General features: G+C 61.4%; 16 protein-coding genes. 11 read left to right on the forward strand and 5 right to left on the reverse strand.

What is annotated here, in order from left to right; translation table 11 throughout:
• The first annotated feature begins 641 nt into the window (after positions 1-641).
• The 6 genes from AC1ROR_RS16265 (at position 642) to AC1ROR_RS16290 (ending at position 8,422) form a co-directional block, all read left to right on the forward strand.
• Positions 642-2,021, forward strand: a complete 1,380-nt coding sequence (locus AC1ROR_RS16265; protein WP_498590046.1) for a GH1 family beta-glucosidase — start codon at positions 642-644, stop codon at positions 2,019-2,021.
• A gap of 415 nt (positions 2,022-2,436) precedes the next feature.
• Complete coding sequence (locus AC1ROR_RS16270) at positions 2,437-3,066, forward strand: NAD(P)H-dependent oxidoreductase (protein WP_498590047.1); 630 nt, start codon at positions 2,437-2,439, stop codon at positions 3,064-3,066.
• A gap of 309 nt (positions 3,067-3,375) precedes the next feature.
• Entirely contained in the window at positions 3,376-4,491 is a 1,116-nt protein-coding gene (locus AC1ROR_RS16275) for a methionine ABC transporter ATP-binding protein (RefSeq protein ID WP_208612416.1), read from the forward strand.
• Complete coding sequence (locus tag AC1ROR_RS16280) at positions 4,481-5,149, forward strand: methionine ABC transporter permease (protein ID WP_035226075.1); 669 nt, start codon at positions 4,481-4,483, stop codon at positions 5,147-5,149. Before AC1ROR_RS16275 ends, AC1ROR_RS16280 begins: the two co-directional genes overlap by 11 nt.
• A 53-nt stretch (positions 5,150-5,202) precedes the next feature.
• Complete coding sequence (locus AC1ROR_RS16285; protein ID WP_142170202.1) at positions 5,203-5,982, forward strand: MetQ/NlpA family ABC transporter substrate-binding protein; 780 nt, start codon at positions 5,203-5,205, stop codon at positions 5,980-5,982.
• Between the two features lie 196 nt (positions 5,983-6,178).
• Positions 6,179-8,422, forward strand: a complete 2,244-nt coding sequence (locus AC1ROR_RS16290) for a putative bifunctional diguanylate cyclase/phosphodiesterase (protein WP_498590048.1) — start codon at positions 6,179-6,181, stop codon at positions 8,420-8,422.
• A 118-nt stretch (positions 8,423-8,540) separates the two neighbouring features.
• Here the strand turns inward: AC1ROR_RS16290 and AC1ROR_RS16295 are convergent, their stop codons facing one another.
• Positions 8,541-10,052: an aldehyde dehydrogenase (NADP(+)) gene (locus AC1ROR_RS16295; protein WP_035226082.1), complete on the reverse strand. Its 1,512-nt coding sequence runs from the start codon at positions 10,050-10,052 to the stop codon at positions 8,541-8,543.
• A gap of 244 nt (positions 10,053-10,296) precedes the next feature.
• On the opposite strand from AC1ROR_RS16295, the gene AC1ROR_RS16300 reads away from it, so the two are divergent.
• Positions 10,297-10,683, forward strand: a complete 387-nt coding sequence (locus AC1ROR_RS16300) for an antibiotic resistance protein VanZ (protein ID WP_498590049.1) — start codon at positions 10,297-10,299, stop codon at positions 10,681-10,683.
• 46 nt (positions 10,684-10,729) lie between these two features.
• Here AC1ROR_RS16300 and AC1ROR_RS16305 read toward each other — a convergent pair whose 3' ends face one another.
• Positions 10,730-11,638, reverse strand: a complete 909-nt coding sequence (locus AC1ROR_RS16305; RefSeq protein WP_498590050.1) for a CHAD domain-containing protein — start codon at positions 11,636-11,638, stop codon at positions 10,730-10,732.
• Complete coding sequence (locus AC1ROR_RS16310; RefSeq protein WP_035226088.1) at positions 11,622-12,110, reverse strand: CYTH domain-containing protein; 489 nt, start codon at positions 12,108-12,110, stop codon at positions 11,622-11,624. The genes AC1ROR_RS16305 and AC1ROR_RS16310 overlap by 17 nt, the downstream gene beginning before the upstream one ends.
• A 172-nt stretch (positions 12,111-12,282) precedes the next feature.
• Between AC1ROR_RS16310 and AC1ROR_RS16315 the strand changes: the two genes are divergently transcribed.
• The 4 genes from AC1ROR_RS16315 (at position 12,283) to AC1ROR_RS16330 (ending at position 14,928) form a co-directional block, all read left to right on the forward strand.
• Complete coding sequence (locus AC1ROR_RS16315) at positions 12,283-12,921, forward strand: 2-dehydro-3-deoxy-phosphogluconate aldolase (protein WP_035226090.1); 639 nt, start codon at positions 12,283-12,285, stop codon at positions 12,919-12,921.
• Between the two features lie 108 nt (positions 12,922-13,029).
• Positions 13,030-13,725 carry a tellurite resistance TerB family protein gene (locus tag AC1ROR_RS16320; RefSeq protein ID WP_443406372.1) on the forward strand — a complete coding sequence of 232 codons (696 nt, stop codon included), beginning with the start codon at positions 13,030-13,032 and terminating at the stop codon, positions 13,723-13,725.
• A 278-nt stretch (positions 13,726-14,003) separates the two neighbouring features.
• A complete protein-coding gene (locus AC1ROR_RS16325; RefSeq protein WP_498590051.1) occupies positions 14,004-14,696 on the forward strand; it encodes a GNAT family N-acetyltransferase in 693 nt (230 codons plus the stop codon).
• Complete coding sequence (locus AC1ROR_RS16330) at positions 14,683-14,928, forward strand: hypothetical protein (protein ID WP_498590052.1); 246 nt, start codon at positions 14,683-14,685, stop codon at positions 14,926-14,928. The genes AC1ROR_RS16325 and AC1ROR_RS16330 overlap by 14 nt, the downstream gene beginning before the upstream one ends.
• On the opposite strand, the gene AC1ROR_RS16335 is transcribed toward AC1ROR_RS16330, so the two are convergent.
• A complete protein-coding gene (locus AC1ROR_RS16335; RefSeq protein ID WP_142170213.1) occupies positions 14,925-15,974 on the reverse strand; it encodes a nickel/cobalt transporter in 1,050 nt (349 codons plus the stop codon). The two genes, AC1ROR_RS16330 and AC1ROR_RS16335, sit on opposite strands and share 4 nt — an antisense overlap.
• Positions 15,968-16,609 (reverse strand): DUF1007 family protein, encoded by a 642-nt coding sequence (locus AC1ROR_RS16340; RefSeq protein WP_035226100.1) that lies wholly within the window; start codon positions 16,607-16,609, stop codon positions 15,968-15,970. Before AC1ROR_RS16340 ends, AC1ROR_RS16335 begins: the two co-directional genes overlap by 7 nt.
• Positions 16,610-16,711: the final 102 nt, after the last annotated feature.

Here is a 16,711-nt window from a genome sequence, read left to right on the forward strand (position 1 = left end):
TGCATCAGCCGGGCTTGCGCTGCCAGGCTGATGCATCCAGTAAACCACAAATCGTCCACACAAGCCCGAGGATGACGTCGAGGTTGCGGGTCAAGTTGAGCGTCATCTCTGTCAGGCGCGGACAGTCTCGCTCCGCACATCCTTTCTCTCCAGTCACTTACCGCAAAATATCTCCCCTTCCATTCCCACCCACCCATTCCGTCGCATCATTCCCCTGCAACCGGAACGGAAGGGCGATACGCGCGGCGCCTTTTGCGGACCGGCGGCCGGCATCGACAAGCATGGTTCTGGCAGACCGTGTTCCGGAAAGGCATCCCGCCGGGCCAGAGGCGGGAGGGGCTGAACCGGTAGGTGCCGTGAAAAGGCTGAAACCAACGGGCCGGCGACGGTCCGAAGATACGGCCCGGCAATTGCACGACTTTCACCACACTGATTTGCACCCGCATTTGCCGGGCCATTTCCCTTCTGCCGCCACGGCGGCGCCGTTGTGGCGCCCGTGCATCTAAAGCGCTTTGGATTGACGGCGACGCGCTGCTGAAACGTTGCAGATTTTGCTCATTCGCTTCTGTACCTATTTCCCCACATGGTCTAAACCGCTGCTGATCTTTTCCCGCTCGATGGATGATGAAAGGGCCTCTCCGATGACCGATCCCAAAGCGCTAGCAGCCCGTTTCCCCGGTGATTTCCTGTTTGGAGTCGCAACCGCCTCCTTTCAGATCGAAGGCTCGACTAGGGCAGATGGCCGCAAACCTTCCATATGGGATGCCTTCTGCAACATGCCGGGTCACGTCTTCGAGCGGCACAATGGCGATATAGCCTGCGATCACTATAATCGCTGGGAGCAGGATCTCGATCTCATCAAGGACATGGGCGTCGAGGCCTATCGTTTTTCCATCGCCTGGCCGCGCATCATTCCGGATGGCTTCGGGCCGATCAACGAGAAGGGGCTGGATTTTTACGACCGCCTCGTCGATGGCTGCAAGGCGCGCGGTATCAAGACCTATGCGACACTTTACCATTGGGACCTGCCGCTGACGCTGATGGGCGATGGCGGCTGGGCCTCGCGTTCCACCGCGCACGCCTTCCAGCGATACGCCAAGACGGTCATGGCTAGGCTCGGCGACCGGCTGGATGCGGTGGCGACCTTCAACGAGCCCTGGTGCGCGGTCTGGCTCAGCCATCTCTACGGCATTCACGCGCCGGGCGAGCGCAACATGGAGGCCGCCCTTGCCGCCATGCATCACATCAATCTCGCCCATGGTTTCGGTGTCGAGGCATCCCGCCATGTGGCGCCGAAAGTGCCTGTGGGGCTGGTTCTCAACGCCCATTCCGTCATTCCCGCCTCCGACAGCGAGGCCGATCTCAAGGCCGCTGAGCGGGCATTCCAGTTCCACAATGGCGCCTTCTTCGATCCGGTCTTCAAGGGTGAATATCCGGCCGAGATGATGGAAGCACTGGGTGGCCGCATGCCGGTGGTGGAGGCGGAAGACCTTTCCATCATCAGCCAGAAGCTAGACTGGTGGGGCCTGAATTATTATACGCCGATGCGCGTCGCCGACGACGCTACCGAAGGTGCGGAATTCCCTGCCACCACACCGGCCCCGGCTATCAGCGACGTGAAGACCGATATCGGATGGGAGGTCTATGCCCCGGCGCTCAAGTCGCTGGTGGAAGACCTCTACAAGCGCTATGAGCTGCCGGATTGCTACATCACCGAAAACGGCGCCTGCTATAATATGGGTGTCGAAAATGGCGTGGTGGATGACCAGCCGCGGCTGGATTATTATGCCGAACACCTCGGCATCGTCGCCGATCTGGTGAAGGACGGCTACCCGATGCGCGGTTATTTCGCCTGGAGCCTGATGGACAATTTCGAATGGGCCGAGGGATATCGCATGCGCTTCGGCCTCGTGCATGTGGATTATGATACGCAGGTGCGGACGCTGAAGAACAGCGGCAAATGGTACAGCGCCTTGGCGTCGGGCTTTCCGAAGGGAAACCATGGGGTGGCCAAGGGGTGAGGCGACGCCCTAGGGCACCGGTCTCTCGCCATGGTCAGCATTCGAACAATGCGCCTCCTCATCCCTGTGCTCGTCACAGGGATCCAGTCAGCCCAAGTCCTTGGGCTGAGAGAAGTCTTTCCGCCACGCAGACGCGTGTCGGCTGGATTCCTGTGACGAGCACAGGAATGAGGGTTGGGGGGGCGGCCGTGCATGAACTTTACGCCCCGCATCCGGTAGCAGGCGACGTGCCAGCGCCCGCCGCCATAAAGTTCTTTCCCCTTATTATAAGTTTTCCAAACTTTTTTATCGGTTACCCCGCGGTGCCTGCTTGCGTCCGCCATCCCGCCTCCTATGTCAGACGGGCTACGAAGGCGTAGCACCCGTTCTGGCATCCAAGGGGCAGGGCGGGTTGGTCCTCCCAGGGAAAACGAACATGCTTATCGAAAAACTCAACTGGCGTTACGCCACCAAGAAAATGGACCCTTCCAAGACTGTTAAGGAAGACAAGGTCGAGCGCATCGTCGAGGCGGCGCGGCTTGCGCCCACGTCCAGCGGTCTGCAGCCGTTCGAAGTGATCGTCGTCACCGATCCGGAAGTGCGCGCAAAGATCCGCGAGATCGCCTGGAACCAGGCGCAGGTTACCGAGGGTTCGCATCTTCTGGTGTTTGCGGCGTGGGATAATTACACCGAAGAGCGGATCAACCACATGTTCGATCTGGTCAATGAGGAACGCGGTATCCGGAATGAGGGATGGGAATCCTATCGCCAGATGCTGCTCTCTTCCTATCCGCAGCGTGACGAACAGGTGAATTTCGAACATGCCGCCCGTCAGGCCTATATTGGTTTCGGCATGGCGGTGGCTCAGGCCGCTTTCGAGGGCGTCGATTCCACCCCGATGGAAGGTTTCGATCCGGCAAAGCTGGATGAAATCCTTGGTCTTCGTGCAAAGGGCCTGCGCTCCGTCACCATCCTGCCGCTCGGATATCGCCAGCCGGAAGGCGACTGGCTGGTGAACCTGAAGAAGGTCCGCCGCCCGATCGAGGAATTTGCGAGCCGCGTCTGATTTCCAAGGCACTCGCAAAGTCTTGACCGCCGCAAGGCCGCAATGACGGCTTTGCGGTAGATTTTTCCTCTGATTTCAGATAATTGAAAAATCATCCCTGTTAAAAGATGGCGCCTGCGGGCAAGTATGCGCCATCGAAATGCCGATCCCCGGCATCTCTTGAGTGAAAGCCTGACGAAATGACCCGGACAGTCACCCGGAAAATCAGCTGTCATCGAATGTGCCATCCGGCCGCATGAAGAGAGCGGCTGTCTGCCGCAACAGGATTTTTTGAGACCCGATCCGTCACGCGTTTTCCCAGAGTTTTCAATGAGTTTTCAATCCAGCGCGGCATCGCCCGCGACCCCGCCGAAGGCGGTTTCAGAACTGGCGGTCAAGGACCCGATGGTCGCGTTCGAAGGCGTGACCAAGACATTTGGCGGTGCTGATGGCAAGCCGGGCTTCGCAGCCCTTGCCGGCATCGACTATGTTGTGCCGAAGGGCTCCATCACCGGCATCATCGGCCGTTCCGGTGCGGGTAAATCCACCCTTATCCGTCTTGCCAACGGTCTTGAGAAACCCTCTTCCGGCCGCGTCATCGTTGATGGCGTCGATGTTGCGGCCCTTGATGAGAAGAGCCTGCGGACGCTGCGCCGTTCCGTCGGCATGATCTTCCAGCATTTCAATCTCCTGTCGTCGCGCACCGCTTTCGACAATGTGGCGCTGCCGCTCGAAATCGCCGGTCTCGGCAAGAGGGAGATAGAAACCAGGGTTGCACCGCTGCTCGATCTCGTCGGCCTTTCCGACAAGGCCAAGCGTTATCCGGCGGAACTTTCCGGTGGTCAGAAGCAGCGTGTCGGCATCGCCCGCGCGCTTGCCACGCAACCCAAGCTGCTCCTGTCCGACGAGGCGACGTCGGCGCTCGACCCGGAGACGACCCAGTCCATCCTCGAGCTTCTGAAGCGCATCAATGCCGAACTGGGGCTCACCGTTCTGCTCATCACTCATGAGATGGAGGTGGTGAAGACCATCGCCTCGCAGGTGGCGGTCATCGACAGGGGCCTGATCGTCGAGCAAGGCCGTACCTTCGACATCTTCACCGCACCGAAACACGAGACGACCCGCAGCCTGCTGTCGTCCTCGGTCGGCGTGAAGCTGCCGCATTGGGTGACTTCGGGCTTAAAGCCGGAAGCTGCGGAAGGTGACCGCGTTCTCGTGCGGCTGGTGTTCTTCGGCGAAACGGCTTTCCAGCCGCTGACCGCCCGGCTTGTGGCCGAGATCGGCCCCGATGTGAACATCCTTGCCGGCACCATCGAGGAAATTTCCGGCGAACCCTTCGGCTCGCTGGTTGTCTCCTATCCGGCCACAGCGGAAATCACCGCCCGCGCCAGCCGCTTTTATACTGAGACCGGTCTTCACACGGAGGTGCTCGGTTATGTCGCCTGATATGATTTTCAACCTTCTATTGAAGGGCCTTCTGCAAACGCTGCACATGGTCGCGGTCGCCGGCATCGTCGGCTCGATCATCGGTGTGCCGATGGGCGTTTTCCTCGCCACCAGCGGCAAGGGCGAACTGTTCCCCGCGCCGATGACGAACCGCATTCTCGGCCTCGTCGTCAACGCGGCGCGCTCCACGCCCTTCATCATTCTGGTGGTGGCGATCATTCCCTTCACCCGTCTCGTGGCCGGCACTTCCATCGGCACCAGCGCCGCCATCGTGCCGCTCACGGTCGCCACCGTGCCTTTCATTGCAAGGCTGGTGGAGGCGGCGATCCGCGAGGTGGACAAGGGCCTGATCGAGGCCGCCCGCGCCATGGGCGCGACACCGTTGCAGATCGTCACGAAAGTCCTGCTGGCCGAAGCCAAGCCCGGCATCACGCTGGCGCTGACACTCACGCTCGTCAGCCTTATCGGTTATTCGGCGATGGTCGGCGCTGTCGGCGGCGGCGGGTTGGGAGACCTCGGCATTCGCTACGGTTACCAGCGTTTCATGCCTGACGTGATGCTGGCCGTGGTTCTGGTGCTCATCGTGCTGGTGCAGCTGGTGCAGAGCGCCGGTGACCGGCTCGCCCGCAGCTTCGACAAGCGGACCCGCAAAAACTGATAAAGCCGTTCAAGAACAACAATCCCAAGAATAACAAACCCAAGGAGACACCCATGAAGAAAATCATCCTCGCGGCTTCGCTCGCCGCTCTCTTCACCGCCGGTCAGGCGCTGGCCGAGACCATCAAGATCGGCGTAACCCCCGCCGAGCACGCGCAGATCATGGAGCAGGTCAAGAAGATCGCGGCGACCAAGGGTCTGGACATCGACATCGTCGAATTCTCCGATTATGTCGTGCCGAACCAAGCGCTGAACGATGGCGAACTTCAGGCCAACTCCTTCCAGCACCAGCCTTACCTCGACAACCAGATCGCCGACCGCAAGTTCGATCTCGTCAGCGTCGGCACCACCATCACCACCCCGATGGGCGTTTATTCGAAGAAGGTGAAGAACCTTGACGAGCTGAAGGACGGCGCGACCGTCGGTATTCCGAACGACCCGACCAATGGCGGCCGCGCGCTGCTGGTTCTCGCTTCCAAGGGCGTGATCAAGGTCAAGGAAGAAGCCGGCCTGAAGGTAACACCTGCCGACATCACCGAAAACCCGAAGAACATCCAGATCGTCGAGCTTGATGCTGCCCAGCTGCCGCGCTCGCTTGACGACACCGATGCTTCGGTCATCAACACCAACTATGCGACGGCTGCCGGCCTGAACCCGAAGAAGGACGCCATCGCCATCGAAAGCGAAAAGTCCCCTTACGCCAACATCATCGCCGTACGCGCGCAGGACAAGGACAAGCCCTGGGTGAAGACGCTGGTGGAATCCTACCACAGCCCGGAAGTGAAGGCCTTCATTCTGGAGAAGTACAACGGCACGGTCATCCCGTCCTGGTAATCCTGTCGGTTACGGCAAAAATGACGACCTCTCCCGGTTACGGGGGAGGTTTTTTGTTTTTGGGCCCGTGTGCAACCACGTTTTCTGAAAACCCCCCATGATTTCGGGGAAGGATTTTTCAGGTTTTTACCCTGACTGTCGTTTTATACCCGTTGTTTTTTGGGGCTGCGTCACAATCCGGTTTAACGGCTTCTGAATGTTTCCTTCGCAAGATGATGCTTTCGAAGGGGATTTTATGCGGATTGCGCCGCGAAACATTGGGGAATACCTGCCGGTCGGGCGTAGAACGGCCGTGGGCGTCGTATTGTCCACATTCGCGCTCGTGCTTCTCATCGTCACCGCGCTCGTCCTGTCCGCCTTGAGCCAGGTCAGGGAAAAGGCGAATTTGCTCGACAACGCCCGTTCGCGCGAGACGACGGCCGGCGCGCTCGTCACCTTCCGCGAACAGCTCGGCGCGACCCTGAACGACTATGCCGCCTGGGACGATGCGGCGGAATATGTGTATGCCCCTGACCGCTTCGACTGGGTGGCCAGTAATTATGGCGACATGACGGTCAACAACGATCTTTTCGATACCGCCGTCGTTCTTGATGAAGACCGCAAGGTCCGCATGGCCTATCAGAACGGCAAGCCGGTCTCGTGGACGCCGGATGTCTATTTCGCAAGGGGCCTGAAGGAAATGATCGAGCGTGTGCAGTCCATGCGCGCCGATATCACCTCTCAGGTTACCGGTTTCGTGAAAACCAGCGATGGCATCGCCGCTGCGGGCGTGGCGCTGGTGCGGCTCAAATCCGGCGCATTGCCGCCGGTCGGGGCCGAGCGGCGCTATCTGATCTTCGCCCGTCATCTCAGGCAGGCGACCGTGGACAAGCTTGCCCGCAACTACGTCATTGACGGGCTGGAGCTGCAATATGGCGATGGGCCTGCCGAAAACCACGTGGACATCGTCAACCCGCTGGGCGATGTGCTTGCGCGGCTCACCTGGCGCTCGCATCTGCCGGGAGACGTCAGTTTTCACGATGCGCGGCCGGTCGTCTTTACTGCGCTGGGCATTGCCGGCACCTTCTTTCTCGTCCTTCTCATCATCGGCTCGGCCACACTTGACCGGCTGAAGGCCGACGAGGCGGCGGCAAGGGAAGAGGCCCTGCGTGATCGCCTGAGCGGGCTCAATAACCGCGCCGGCCTGTTTGCCAAGCTGAACCGCATGGTCGGCAAGGCCCGCCATGACAAGACGGATATCAAGCTGCTCTATCTCGATCTCGACGGTTTCAAGGAGATCAACGATTCCTACGGCCACGCCGCGGGCGACAGGCTGATCAAGGGTGTGGCGGCCGCGCTCAGGGTGCTGATGCCGGAAGGCGCCGTGCTGGCGCGGCTTGGCGGCGACGAATTCGCCATCGCCATTCAGGGCAATGACGTGTGGTCGGAAGGCCGCAAGCTCTGTCAGGCGCTGCTGGAACTTTTCACCGAGCCCTTCAGCATCGGGGAGCGGGTGGCGAGCATCGGTTGCAGCATCGGCACATCCGTTTCCAGGTCTGGCGATATCAATGGCGAAGAACTGCTGCGCCGCGCCGACATGGCCATGTATCAGGCCAAGGAAAACGGCCGCGGCCGTTACGTGTCCTACGAGCTGAAAATGGATGCGCTGCGCGAGGAAAAGCTGCAGCTTGAGGCGGATCTGCGCCACGCCATTCTGAATGACGAAATAACGGTGGTCTACCAGCCGGTCGTCAGCGCCGCCACGCGCTGCATCACCGGGGTGGAGGCCCTTGCCCGCTGGCAGAGGCCGGGATACGGCTTTGTACCGCCGGATATCTTCATCGCCGCCGCCGAGACCAGCGGCCTTATCGACCGGCTCGGCCTTGTTGTCCTGCACAAGGCCTGCGAGACGGCGGCACAATGGCCTTCGATCAAGCTTTCGGTGAATATCTCACCCGTGCAGTTCCGCAATCCCGCCTTCTCCCGTCACGTGGCGGATATTCTCGCGGCCACCCAGACGCCGACCGAGAGGCTGCGGCTGGAGATGACGGAAGGGTATTTCATCCAGCATCCGGAACGGGCAAGTGCCGCGATCGACAAGCTGAAACAGCTTGGCCTGCATATAGCGCTCGATGATTTCGGTGCCGGTTTCGCAAGTGTGGGATATCTGCGCCGCTTCGGTTTCGACCGGATGAAGATCGACCGGTCGCTGATCATGGCCCTCGATAAGGGCGGGCGTTCGCTGGAAATGCTGCAGGCGACGGTGGCGCTGGCGAAATCGCTCGATATTCCGGTCACGGCGGAGGGTGTCGAGACCGAGGAGCAGGCGGCCATACTGCATCTGTGCGGCTGTGACGAATTGCAGGGTTACCTGTTCTCAAAACCTGTCGCTGCCGAGGTGATTACGATCATGCTGGACGAGCAGACTGCACCGCTCTTCGCGCTTCGGGCTGGGGCCTGAGCGCCCTCGACGGTCATCAATACCCGACGCTGATATCGCCCACGGAAGACCGAGGAATGTGCCGGAAAATTGCGGGCCGTCGAAGGCAGGCGCGTTGCCGCGCCTGCCTTGTCGGTGATTAGCGGATGTCCTCAGGCAGAACGTCCGAAGGAATGTTCTGGTAGGAAACCGGGCGCATGAAGCGGCGGATCGACATGGTGCCGACCGAGGTTGCGCCGAAGTTGGTCGACGCCGGGTAGGGGCCGCCATGAACCATGGCCTCGGAGACTTCCACGCCGGTCGGGAAACCGTTGGCGAGAACGCGGCCGGCCTTGCGCTCCAGGATCGGCAGCAGCTTGCGGCCGAGTTCCGCGTCGCCGGCATCCAGATGCAGGGTGGCGGTCAGCTGGCCTTCGAAGCTCTTGGCCACTTCCAGCATTTCGTCTGCACTGTCGACCGTCACGATCAGGCCGAGCGGTCCGAAGACCTCTTCGGCAAGCGCGTGGTTCGCCACCCAGTCCTTGCCCGCAACGCGGAACAGGTAAGGCGTTGCGTTACGCAGATCGCAGGTGGTGGTCAGCACGTCGCGCACGCCATTGCCGGCGGCGATACGGTCGCGGCCGTCACGATAGGCAGAAGCGATACCGTCCGTCAGCATGACCTGCGGACCGACTTCGGAGAGAGCCGCACGTGCGGTTTCAGCGACAGCATCCGCCTGCGAGGCGAGAATGACGGCAATGCCCGGATTGGTGCAGAACTGGCCCGCACCCATGGTGAGCGAACCTGCCCAGCCCTTGGCGATGGCCTCGCCACGGGCGGCAACGGCTTCCGGCAGCAGGAACATCGGGTTGACGGAACCGAGTTCGCCAAAGAAGGGGATCGGCTCGGGGCGCTGGGCGCAGAGATCGAACAGCGCGCGGCCGCCGGCGAGCGAACCGGTAAAACCGACTGCCTTGATGCGCGGATGCTGCACGAGCGCGGAGCCGACATCGCGGCGGCCGCCCTGGATCAGCGAGAAGACGCCGGGATGCAGATTGTGCTTCTTGACGGCGGCGAGAACCGCTTCGGCGACGATTTCGCCGGTGCCGGGATGGGCGGAATGGCCCTTGACGACGACGGGGCAGCCGGCTGCCAGAGCGGCGGCGGTGTCACCACCGGCTGTCGAGAAGGCGAGCGGGAAGTTGGAGGCGCCGAAGACCGCAACGGGACCGATCGGACGCTGCATCAGGCGGATATCCGGGCGCGGCAGCGGCTGGCGATCCGGCAGCGCTTCGTCGTGGCGGCGGTCGAGGTAATCACCCTTGCGGATATGCGATGCGAAAAGGCGCAGCTGGCCAACGGTGCGGCCGCGTTCCCCCTGCAGGCGTCCTGCGGGCAGGCCGGTCTCGGACGAGCCGATTTCGGTGATGGCGTCGGCGCGGGCTTCGATCTCATCGGCGATGGTGTCGAGGAACGCGGCGCGCTCTTCGCGGGTGGTGTAACCATAGCTCCAGAAGGCGTCTTCGGCTGCTTCACAGGCCGCATTCACCAGATCGACGGTGCCGACCGAAAAATCGAAAGCTTCGCCATGTGCAGGCTCGCTGCGGAATTTTGCTTCCGTTGCGACCCATTCTCCTGCAACCAGATGTTTGCCATGCGGCTTGAAACTCATTGTGCTCTTCCCTGAAAATCTGATCCTGTGTGGACAATCCACCCGACACCGTGACATTGCACCGAAAGGCGACAGCGCAAACGCCATCAGCCGCGATCCGCGCCCGGTTGCCCTCTGCCTTAGCCCGTGTGCGGCCTGAGCGAAAGCCGGTTTTTCAACTATCTGACCAAAAAGTGTGATTAATCGGGCGAGGCGTGAAAAAGACGCGCTTCCGTTTACATGCCGCACGCTCTATTGTGACGCCATGATGACAAATAGACTTCCGAAATACGTCGCCTGGTCGGTTTTTCTGCTGATCGTGATCGTTACAGTTTGCCCCATCGGCTTTCGTCCACACACGCTGACGACGGTGGGCATAGACCGCGCCGCCGCCTTCGCCTTCTGTTCGGCCGCCTTCGTGCTGGCCTATCCGCGTTACTGGCTCGTGGTCATCGTTGCCGGTGTTGCGGCGGCTTTCGGCATCGAGGCGCTGCAATTCCTGTCCCCCACGCGCCATCCGCATTTGACGGATGCCGTGGTGAAAGCCGCCGGCGCTATCACCGGCGGGCTTGTCACTTTTTCTTATCTTCAGTTCAGGACGCGGTTGGCCGCAGCTTCTCTCATCCGTCAGCCCGGCTTAAGGTCGGAATGACGGAAACCGGCGCGTAAAGGCCCAGGAAACTTCTTTACCTGCCATGCTACTTCCCCGCATGCCGCCACAAAAGGCCGACGATGCGGCTTTCCGTGCTGGCGGATTCGGAAAAGACCTCGTTTGCCAGTTGCAGGCCTTCTGCGCGCAGCGCCTGCTGCCGCTGGATAATGGCGTCGAGAAGCAGGGCCAGCCGTTCGCCATTGCCGAAACGGTCCGGCTCCCGGTCGGCGACGGCGGCAAGGACCGAAAGATCGTGCTCGTGACCGAGTATGTCGACCAGCCGCTTGGTATCGGCCCTTTTCGCGCGCATGGCGGAGGGCCAGATGCGGCGCAGGAGACCGAGATGCATCCAGTAGGCTTGCCCGGCCTTGCGCAATTCGTGAAAATGTTCGACGTCGGCATGGTCGTGGCAGTCGGTGAGCGCCTGGCGCGCACGCTTCCGCTGCTTTGACCAGCCGGTTCTCACCAGCCGCGCTGTTTGCTTCAGGTCATCGGGCAGCGACAGCGCCTCCAGCCTCTCGCGTGCATCCTCGCAGCCGGCAATGGCTGCCGAAATGGCGTCGTTCAGACCCGCTTCGTGTTCAATGGCGTAATCGCGGCGTTCGCGCAGCATGGCCGCGATGGAGCGCAGCGCCTCGCCCTGAGCGTCGGAGAGCGCGAAAGGCTCGAGATAATCCGCCGTCTCCACCAGCGCCGTCGCATCGCGAGCGAAGGCAAGCGAGCGGGCAATGTCGCGGAAGCGGGCATTTTCACGATTGCTGAAATCGGGCGCGGCCTTCCTGATCAGGCGATAGAGCGCGCGCAGCCGCTTGAACCGCTTGCGGGCGTCGTGCACCGCTTCGTGCGGGCCGGACGGCTGGTCGCGAAGGATTGTTATCGCATCGTCAATCAGTTCCAGCCCGGCGCGACGAATTTCGTCGTCAAAGGGCTTTTTCGGATCAATTCTGAAAGGCATCCGACAATTCTCCATGCGGATTGTCCATGGCGAGCGACTGGTTGGAAAAGCGGCGGTCACCCGTGACCTCCCTGCCCAGCCAGGACGGCAGATCGGGATCGGCATTTTCGTCGTCCATCTCCACTTCCGCCACGACCAGTCCCTGATATCGGCCCTCAAAAACATCCACTTCCCAGGTGAAACCGTTGTGATCGACCGTATGGCGCGTTTTTTCGATCACCACGCCCGGCGCGCTCGCCATCAGCTCTTCGGCGTCCTTGAGGGGTATGGAATATTCATATTCGTCGCGGACAAGCGCGCTTGCACCGATCTTGATGGTCAAGGTCGCATCGCGCTGGTCGACGATCCTGACCCGGACCGAGCGATTTTCCATCGAGGCGACATATGCCTGCCGGAAAGCCATGCTATGCGTGACCTCATTGCGCCATTCACCGCCTGCAACAAGAAACTTCCGTTCAATTTCCTTGGCCATGCTGTCTCCGCGAACTGGGGCGTCAGATTATCGCAAGAGGGCTCCATGAAGAAGCGAATTGATTGAAGTATCTGGATAAAAAATGGCCCTGCCATGCCTCGACATGAAAGCCGAGGCAGGCTAATCGGTAGACGGAATTTCAATCGTTTCAATTGCGCAAGGGAGGCTCATCTTGGCCCAGGACTCCGAAAAACTGCTCTCCATCCTCAAGCTCCAGCCGGTCGTGCCGGTGCTGATCGTGGATGACGCCGCTTCCGCCGTGCCGCTCGCACGCGCTTTGGTCGCAGGTGGCCTGAAGGCAATCGAGATCACCATGCGCACGCCGGCAGCATTGGATGCCATCCGCGCGGTTGCAGCCGAAGTGGAGGGCGCCAATGTCGGCGCCGGCACCATTCTCAATGCCCGGGATTTCGAAGCGGCGGCGGAAGCCGGCTCCACCTTCATCGTCAGCCCCGGTATCAATAAAAGCGTGCTGGAAGCCGCGCGCGGTTCCAAAGTGCCGCTGCTTCCGGGTGCGGCCACCGCCAGCGAAGTCATGGCGCTGCGCGACGAGGGGTACAAGGTGCTGAAGTTCTTCCCGGCCGAACAGGCCGGCGGCGCGCCTTACCTCAAGGCGCTGTCCTCGCCGCTCGCCGGCACGGTCTTCTGCCCGACCGGCAGCGTCTCGCTCAAGAACGCCAATGATTATCTCTCCCTGCCGAACGTCGTCTGCGTCGGCGGCTCCTGGGTTGCCCCGCGCGAACTGGTGGCGACGGGTGACTGGGCGGGCATCACCAAGCTTGCCGCCGAAGCCGCCGCACTGCGCGGCTGATTTGCATCCTGTCAAACCCGTTCACGAAGGCGTGAGCGGGTTTGACATTTGTTTTCGGCCCACGGCTTCCTATCTCCCCTGTAGATTTGACCTCTACAGGAGATTTTGATGTTCGACGCCAAGAAGCTTCTTGAACAATTCCTCGGCTCGCAGGTGCCGGGCCTTTCGGGAAGCGTCCGTGACAGAGCCGGGCAGGCCGCCGATATCGCAAAGAATAATCCGCTCAAGGCCGGCGCGCTCGCCGCCGCCATTCTGGGCACCAAGACCGGCCGCAAGCTCGCTGGCAATGTCGCCACCATCGGCGGCGTGGCCGCCATCGCCGGCCTCGGTTACCTCGCCTACAAGAATTACAAGTCCGGCCAGGCGCCTGAAGTTGCGCCGAAACCCGAGCCGGAGCTTCTCGCCCCGCCCGCCGATTCCGCCTTCCACCCGCAATCGCCAGCCCTTTCCAATGATTTTGCGCTGAAGCTTATCCAGGCGATGATCGCCGCCGCCAAGGCGGACGGCCATATCGACGAGAAGGAGCGCGCCAATATCATGGACAAGGTGCAGGTCTCCGGCCTCGATGACGAAGCCGAAAGGTTCCTGGAAAAGGAGCTGGCCGATCCGCTCGACATCGACGCGCTGGTGGCTGCTGCCCGCACGGAAGAGCAGAAGGTAGAGCTTTACACCGCCTCGCGGCTTGCCATCGAGGCCGATACGCGGGCGGAGCGGGGCTATCTCGACCTTCTGGCCGGGCGGCTTGGGCTACCGGATGCGCTGGTCGATCATATCGAGGCGACGGTGGTGGCGGCGAAGGTTTGAGGTTAGCCTCGGCGGGCGTGGTTAACCCCCCTCTGCCCTGCCGGGCATCTCCCCCTCAAGGGGGGAGATCAGCCAGAAGGAAACACTCGCTCACTCGCAACGTTGAAGATGGCCGAGAGGTCGCCGCAGGTCGATCTCCCCCCTTGAGGGGGAGATGCCCGGCAGGGCAGAGGGGGGGTGAACCGCACCCACCAGGGCCACCGCATCCCACCCCCACATGCACTGTTGTCATCCCGCCCCGCTTGCCCTAATCCTTCTCCCAGCAAATGGGGAAGAGAATGCGCGATCTGAGTGATTTTAGGGGATGTCCGCCGCCGCAGCCGGTAGTGTTGAAGGGCCGTTACGTGACGGCGGAGCCGTTCGATCGCGAAAAACATCTCGCAAGGCTCTGGGCCGCACTTGGCGGCGAGGGCGTGAATGCGCTGCTCAAATATTTCCCGCAAAGCGCCTTTCCCGATGCCGACGCTTTCGGTGACTGGCTCATTGGCGCGGGGCAGAAGCTCAACTGGGTCACGCTGGTCTTCGTTGAAAACGCCACCGGCGATATCGTCGGCATGGCGAGCTATATGCGGCCCGATCCCGCCAATGGCGTGGTCGAGGTGGGCTCCGTCGCCCATGGCGCGAAGATGAAGCGCTCGCCTCTTTCTACCGAGGCGCATTACCTGATGGCAAAACATGTTTTCGAGGATCTGGGGTATCGCCGTTACGAGTGGAAATGCCACAATGAAAACGAGCCCTCCAAGATAACGGCGAAGCGTTATGGCTTCACCTTCGAGGGTGTCTTCCGCCAGCATATGATCTCGAAGGGCCAGAACCGCGATACGGCGTGGTTTTCCATGATCGACGGCGAATGGCCGCTGATCGGCAAGGCCTTCGAAGCCTGGCTTGCGCCGGAGAATTTTGCGGCCGACGGCGCGCAGAAGCGCAAGCTTGAGGATATCCGTGCGGAGTTTGCCGATGCCATTGCCTGAAAACCCGGCGTCTGAAAACCCGAGCCCGGACAAGAAGGATTGGTCGCCGGCCATCGCCGCCGCCCTCATCATTGTCGGTTTCGGGCTGGTCTTCTTCGTCATGCCGAAGATCATGCTGTGGCTGGGCGATTATTCACCCTGGCTCGCCGCTGCCTTCGGCACCGTGGCGGTGCTGTGTTTCTTCCTGCTGTTCTGGCTGCGCGCGCGTTACCAGCGTCGCCGTGACGGTTAGAGCTTAAGCGACGCGCCGAGCAGCAACAGCCCCATGATGAGCACGAACAGCGCACCGGCGATCTCGATCGCATGGCTGATGCCGGCTGCCCTGCGGCTGCCGGGGCCGGCGAAACGCACGGCGAGGCCTTTTGCCGAGACGGCCATGATGGCGAGCAGCGATACCGTTATCGCCGTGCCGAGCGACATGGCGAGGACGGAGAGCACACCGCCGAGATAAAGCCCGTTCAGAAGCGCGAAGCTCATGACGATGATCGCGCCAGAGCAGGGCCTGAGCCCGACCGCGATGATGGCGGACCATGCCTCGTGCAGGCTGAAGTTCTTGCCCTTCAGCAACATGGGATCCGGTGCATGGGATTTACCGCAGGCGGTGCAGAGATCGCCGGTGCCGTCATGGTCGTGATCTGCAAAGACCGGCTTGCCCTGGAACCGCAGCCCTGTGCCCATGCCGCTGGTTCGGGCCACCGATGCCTCGCCCGCCGTGGCGAAGACGGGAACGGGTTCCCGCCGGATGCGCAGTGACCAGAGCTTTCGCACCAGCAGCCAGGCGCCGAACAGCGCCACCATGGCGAAGCTGGCGATCTCCATCGCCTGCGTCGCCTTCGTCATGGTGATGGAGGTGCCGCGCAGTACCAGCCAGGCCGCACCGACAAGGCCGATGGCGACCGCACCCTGAAGGAGCGCCGAGACGAAGGAAATGAGAATGCCGCGTTTCAGCTGCGTCTCATTGGCGATCATATAGGACGAAATGACCGCCTTGCCGTGGCCGGGGCCGGCGGCGTGGAAAACGCCATAAGCAAAAGAGAGGCCGATCAGCGAGCTGAGCGCCCAGCCATCCTCGCGCATGGCCTTCAACGCGCCGGTCAGCGCACGGTAGAACATCTGCTGGTGCACATTGATCCATTGCATCAGCGGCGCGAAGGGGCCGCCGACGGAAAAGGAAGGTTCGGCCGAGCCGATGCCGAGCGGCGACTGCGCATGGGCGGCACCGGCCACGGCAATAAGGCCGATGGCGACGGCGAAGAGGCCGGCCCTGCGGCTCAGCATGTCACCTCCAGCCGGGTGGCGAAGAGCTTGGTCATGTCGGTGCCGGTCGGATCGTTGAAGAAGGCGTCGGTCAGCGAACTCTGGTTCTGCGAGATCACCTCGTCGGGATCGGGGCGCACCACGTGGTGCTTGCAGGCATTCAGATCCTTACCCTGCGTGGCGATATCGCCGTCCTTGGCGAAATCGATCGCCGTATACATGGTTGGATCCCAGGCGCCGAAGCTGAGCTTGCCCTTGACGGCCAGAGGCTTGGCCGGCTTCACGGAGAAGAACATCAGGATCTGCTGGTCCTTGTAGTCCACGTGAATGGCCTCGGGCTTGGAAAATTCCACCGGTTTTCCATTGGCGGTGATAAAGGTGTAGTAGGAATATTCGGCGAGCGATTCCAGGACGGTATTGCCAATCTCGGCCAGCTCGTCCTTGTCGAGCTTCAGATCGCTGTTCTTGTCGTAATCCATCACCACGCTTGCCGAGAACATCTCGTCGAAACGCCAGATATTGCGTACTTCCTGAACGGTGCCGTTCGGCCCCTCGACGATTTCCATGCGGGCTTCGGCAAAGATATGCGGGTGCGCCGCCGCGGCGACGGGAACGCAGGCAAGGCCGGCCGCGAGGAGCAAAAAGCGTCTGTTCATTATCCGGTCTGTCCTGCCTTCGAATCTGGAAGGCCTGACTCTAGCAGAAATTGGGACCGAATTTCGACCTGATGCGTCCGATCCTTCGCGCGGGCTGACACT

It is taken from the genome of Agrobacterium sp. GW821-FHT14E08, assembly GCF_058803865.1.

What these genes read in the sequence shown, in the direction of transcription:
- AC1ROR_RS16305 (WP_498590050.1), bottom strand. Translation starts at nt 11,638, where the DNA reads ATGCCTTTCAGAATTGATCCGAAAAAGCCCTTTGACGACGAAATTCGT.
- AC1ROR_RS16310 (WP_035226088.1), bottom strand. Translation starts at nt 12,110, where the DNA reads ATGGCCAAGGAAATTGAACGGAAGTTTCTTGTTGCAGGCGGTGAATGG.
- AC1ROR_RS16340 (WP_035226100.1), bottom strand. Translation starts at nt 16,609, where the DNA reads ATGAACAGACGCTTTTTGCTCCTCGCGGCCGGCCTTGCCTGCGTTCCC.
- AC1ROR_RS16335 (WP_142170213.1), bottom strand. Translation starts at nt 15,974, where the DNA reads ATGCTGAGCCGCAGGGCCGGCCTCTTCGCCGTCGCCATCGGCCTTATT.
- AC1ROR_RS16265 (WP_498590046.1), top strand. Translation starts at nt 642, where the DNA reads ATGACCGATCCCAAAGCGCTAGCAGCCCGTTTCCCCGGTGATTTCCTG.
- AC1ROR_RS16325 (WP_498590051.1), top strand. Translation starts at nt 14,004, where the DNA reads ATGCGCGATCTGAGTGATTTTAGGGGATGTCCGCCGCCGCAGCCGGTA.
- AC1ROR_RS16300 (WP_498590049.1), top strand. Translation starts at nt 10,297, where the DNA reads ATGATGACAAATAGACTTCCGAAATACGTCGCCTGGTCGGTTTTTCTG.
- AC1ROR_RS16290 (WP_498590048.1), top strand. Translation starts at nt 6,179, where the DNA reads ATGTTTCCTTCGCAAGATGATGCTTTCGAAGGGGATTTTATGCGGATT.
- AC1ROR_RS16280 (WP_035226075.1), top strand. Translation starts at nt 4,481, where the DNA reads ATGTCGCCTGATATGATTTTCAACCTTCTATTGAAGGGCCTTCTGCAA.
- AC1ROR_RS16275 (WP_208612416.1), top strand. Translation starts at nt 3,376, where the DNA reads ATGAGTTTTCAATCCAGCGCGGCATCGCCCGCGACCCCGCCGAAGGCG.
- AC1ROR_RS16320 (WP_443406372.1), top strand. Translation starts at nt 13,030, where the DNA reads ATGTTCGACGCCAAGAAGCTTCTTGAACAATTCCTCGGCTCGCAGGTG.
- AC1ROR_RS16285 (WP_142170202.1), top strand. Translation starts at nt 5,203, where the DNA reads ATGAAGAAAATCATCCTCGCGGCTTCGCTCGCCGCTCTCTTCACCGCC.
- AC1ROR_RS16295 (WP_035226082.1), bottom strand. Translation starts at nt 10,052, where the DNA reads ATGAGTTTCAAGCCGCATGGCAAACATCTGGTTGCAGGAGAATGGGTC.
- AC1ROR_RS16330 (WP_498590052.1), top strand. Translation starts at nt 14,683, where the DNA reads ATGCCATTGCCTGAAAACCCGGCGTCTGAAAACCCGAGCCCGGACAAG.
- AC1ROR_RS16270 (WP_498590047.1), top strand. Translation starts at nt 2,437, where the DNA reads ATGCTTATCGAAAAACTCAACTGGCGTTACGCCACCAAGAAAATGGAC.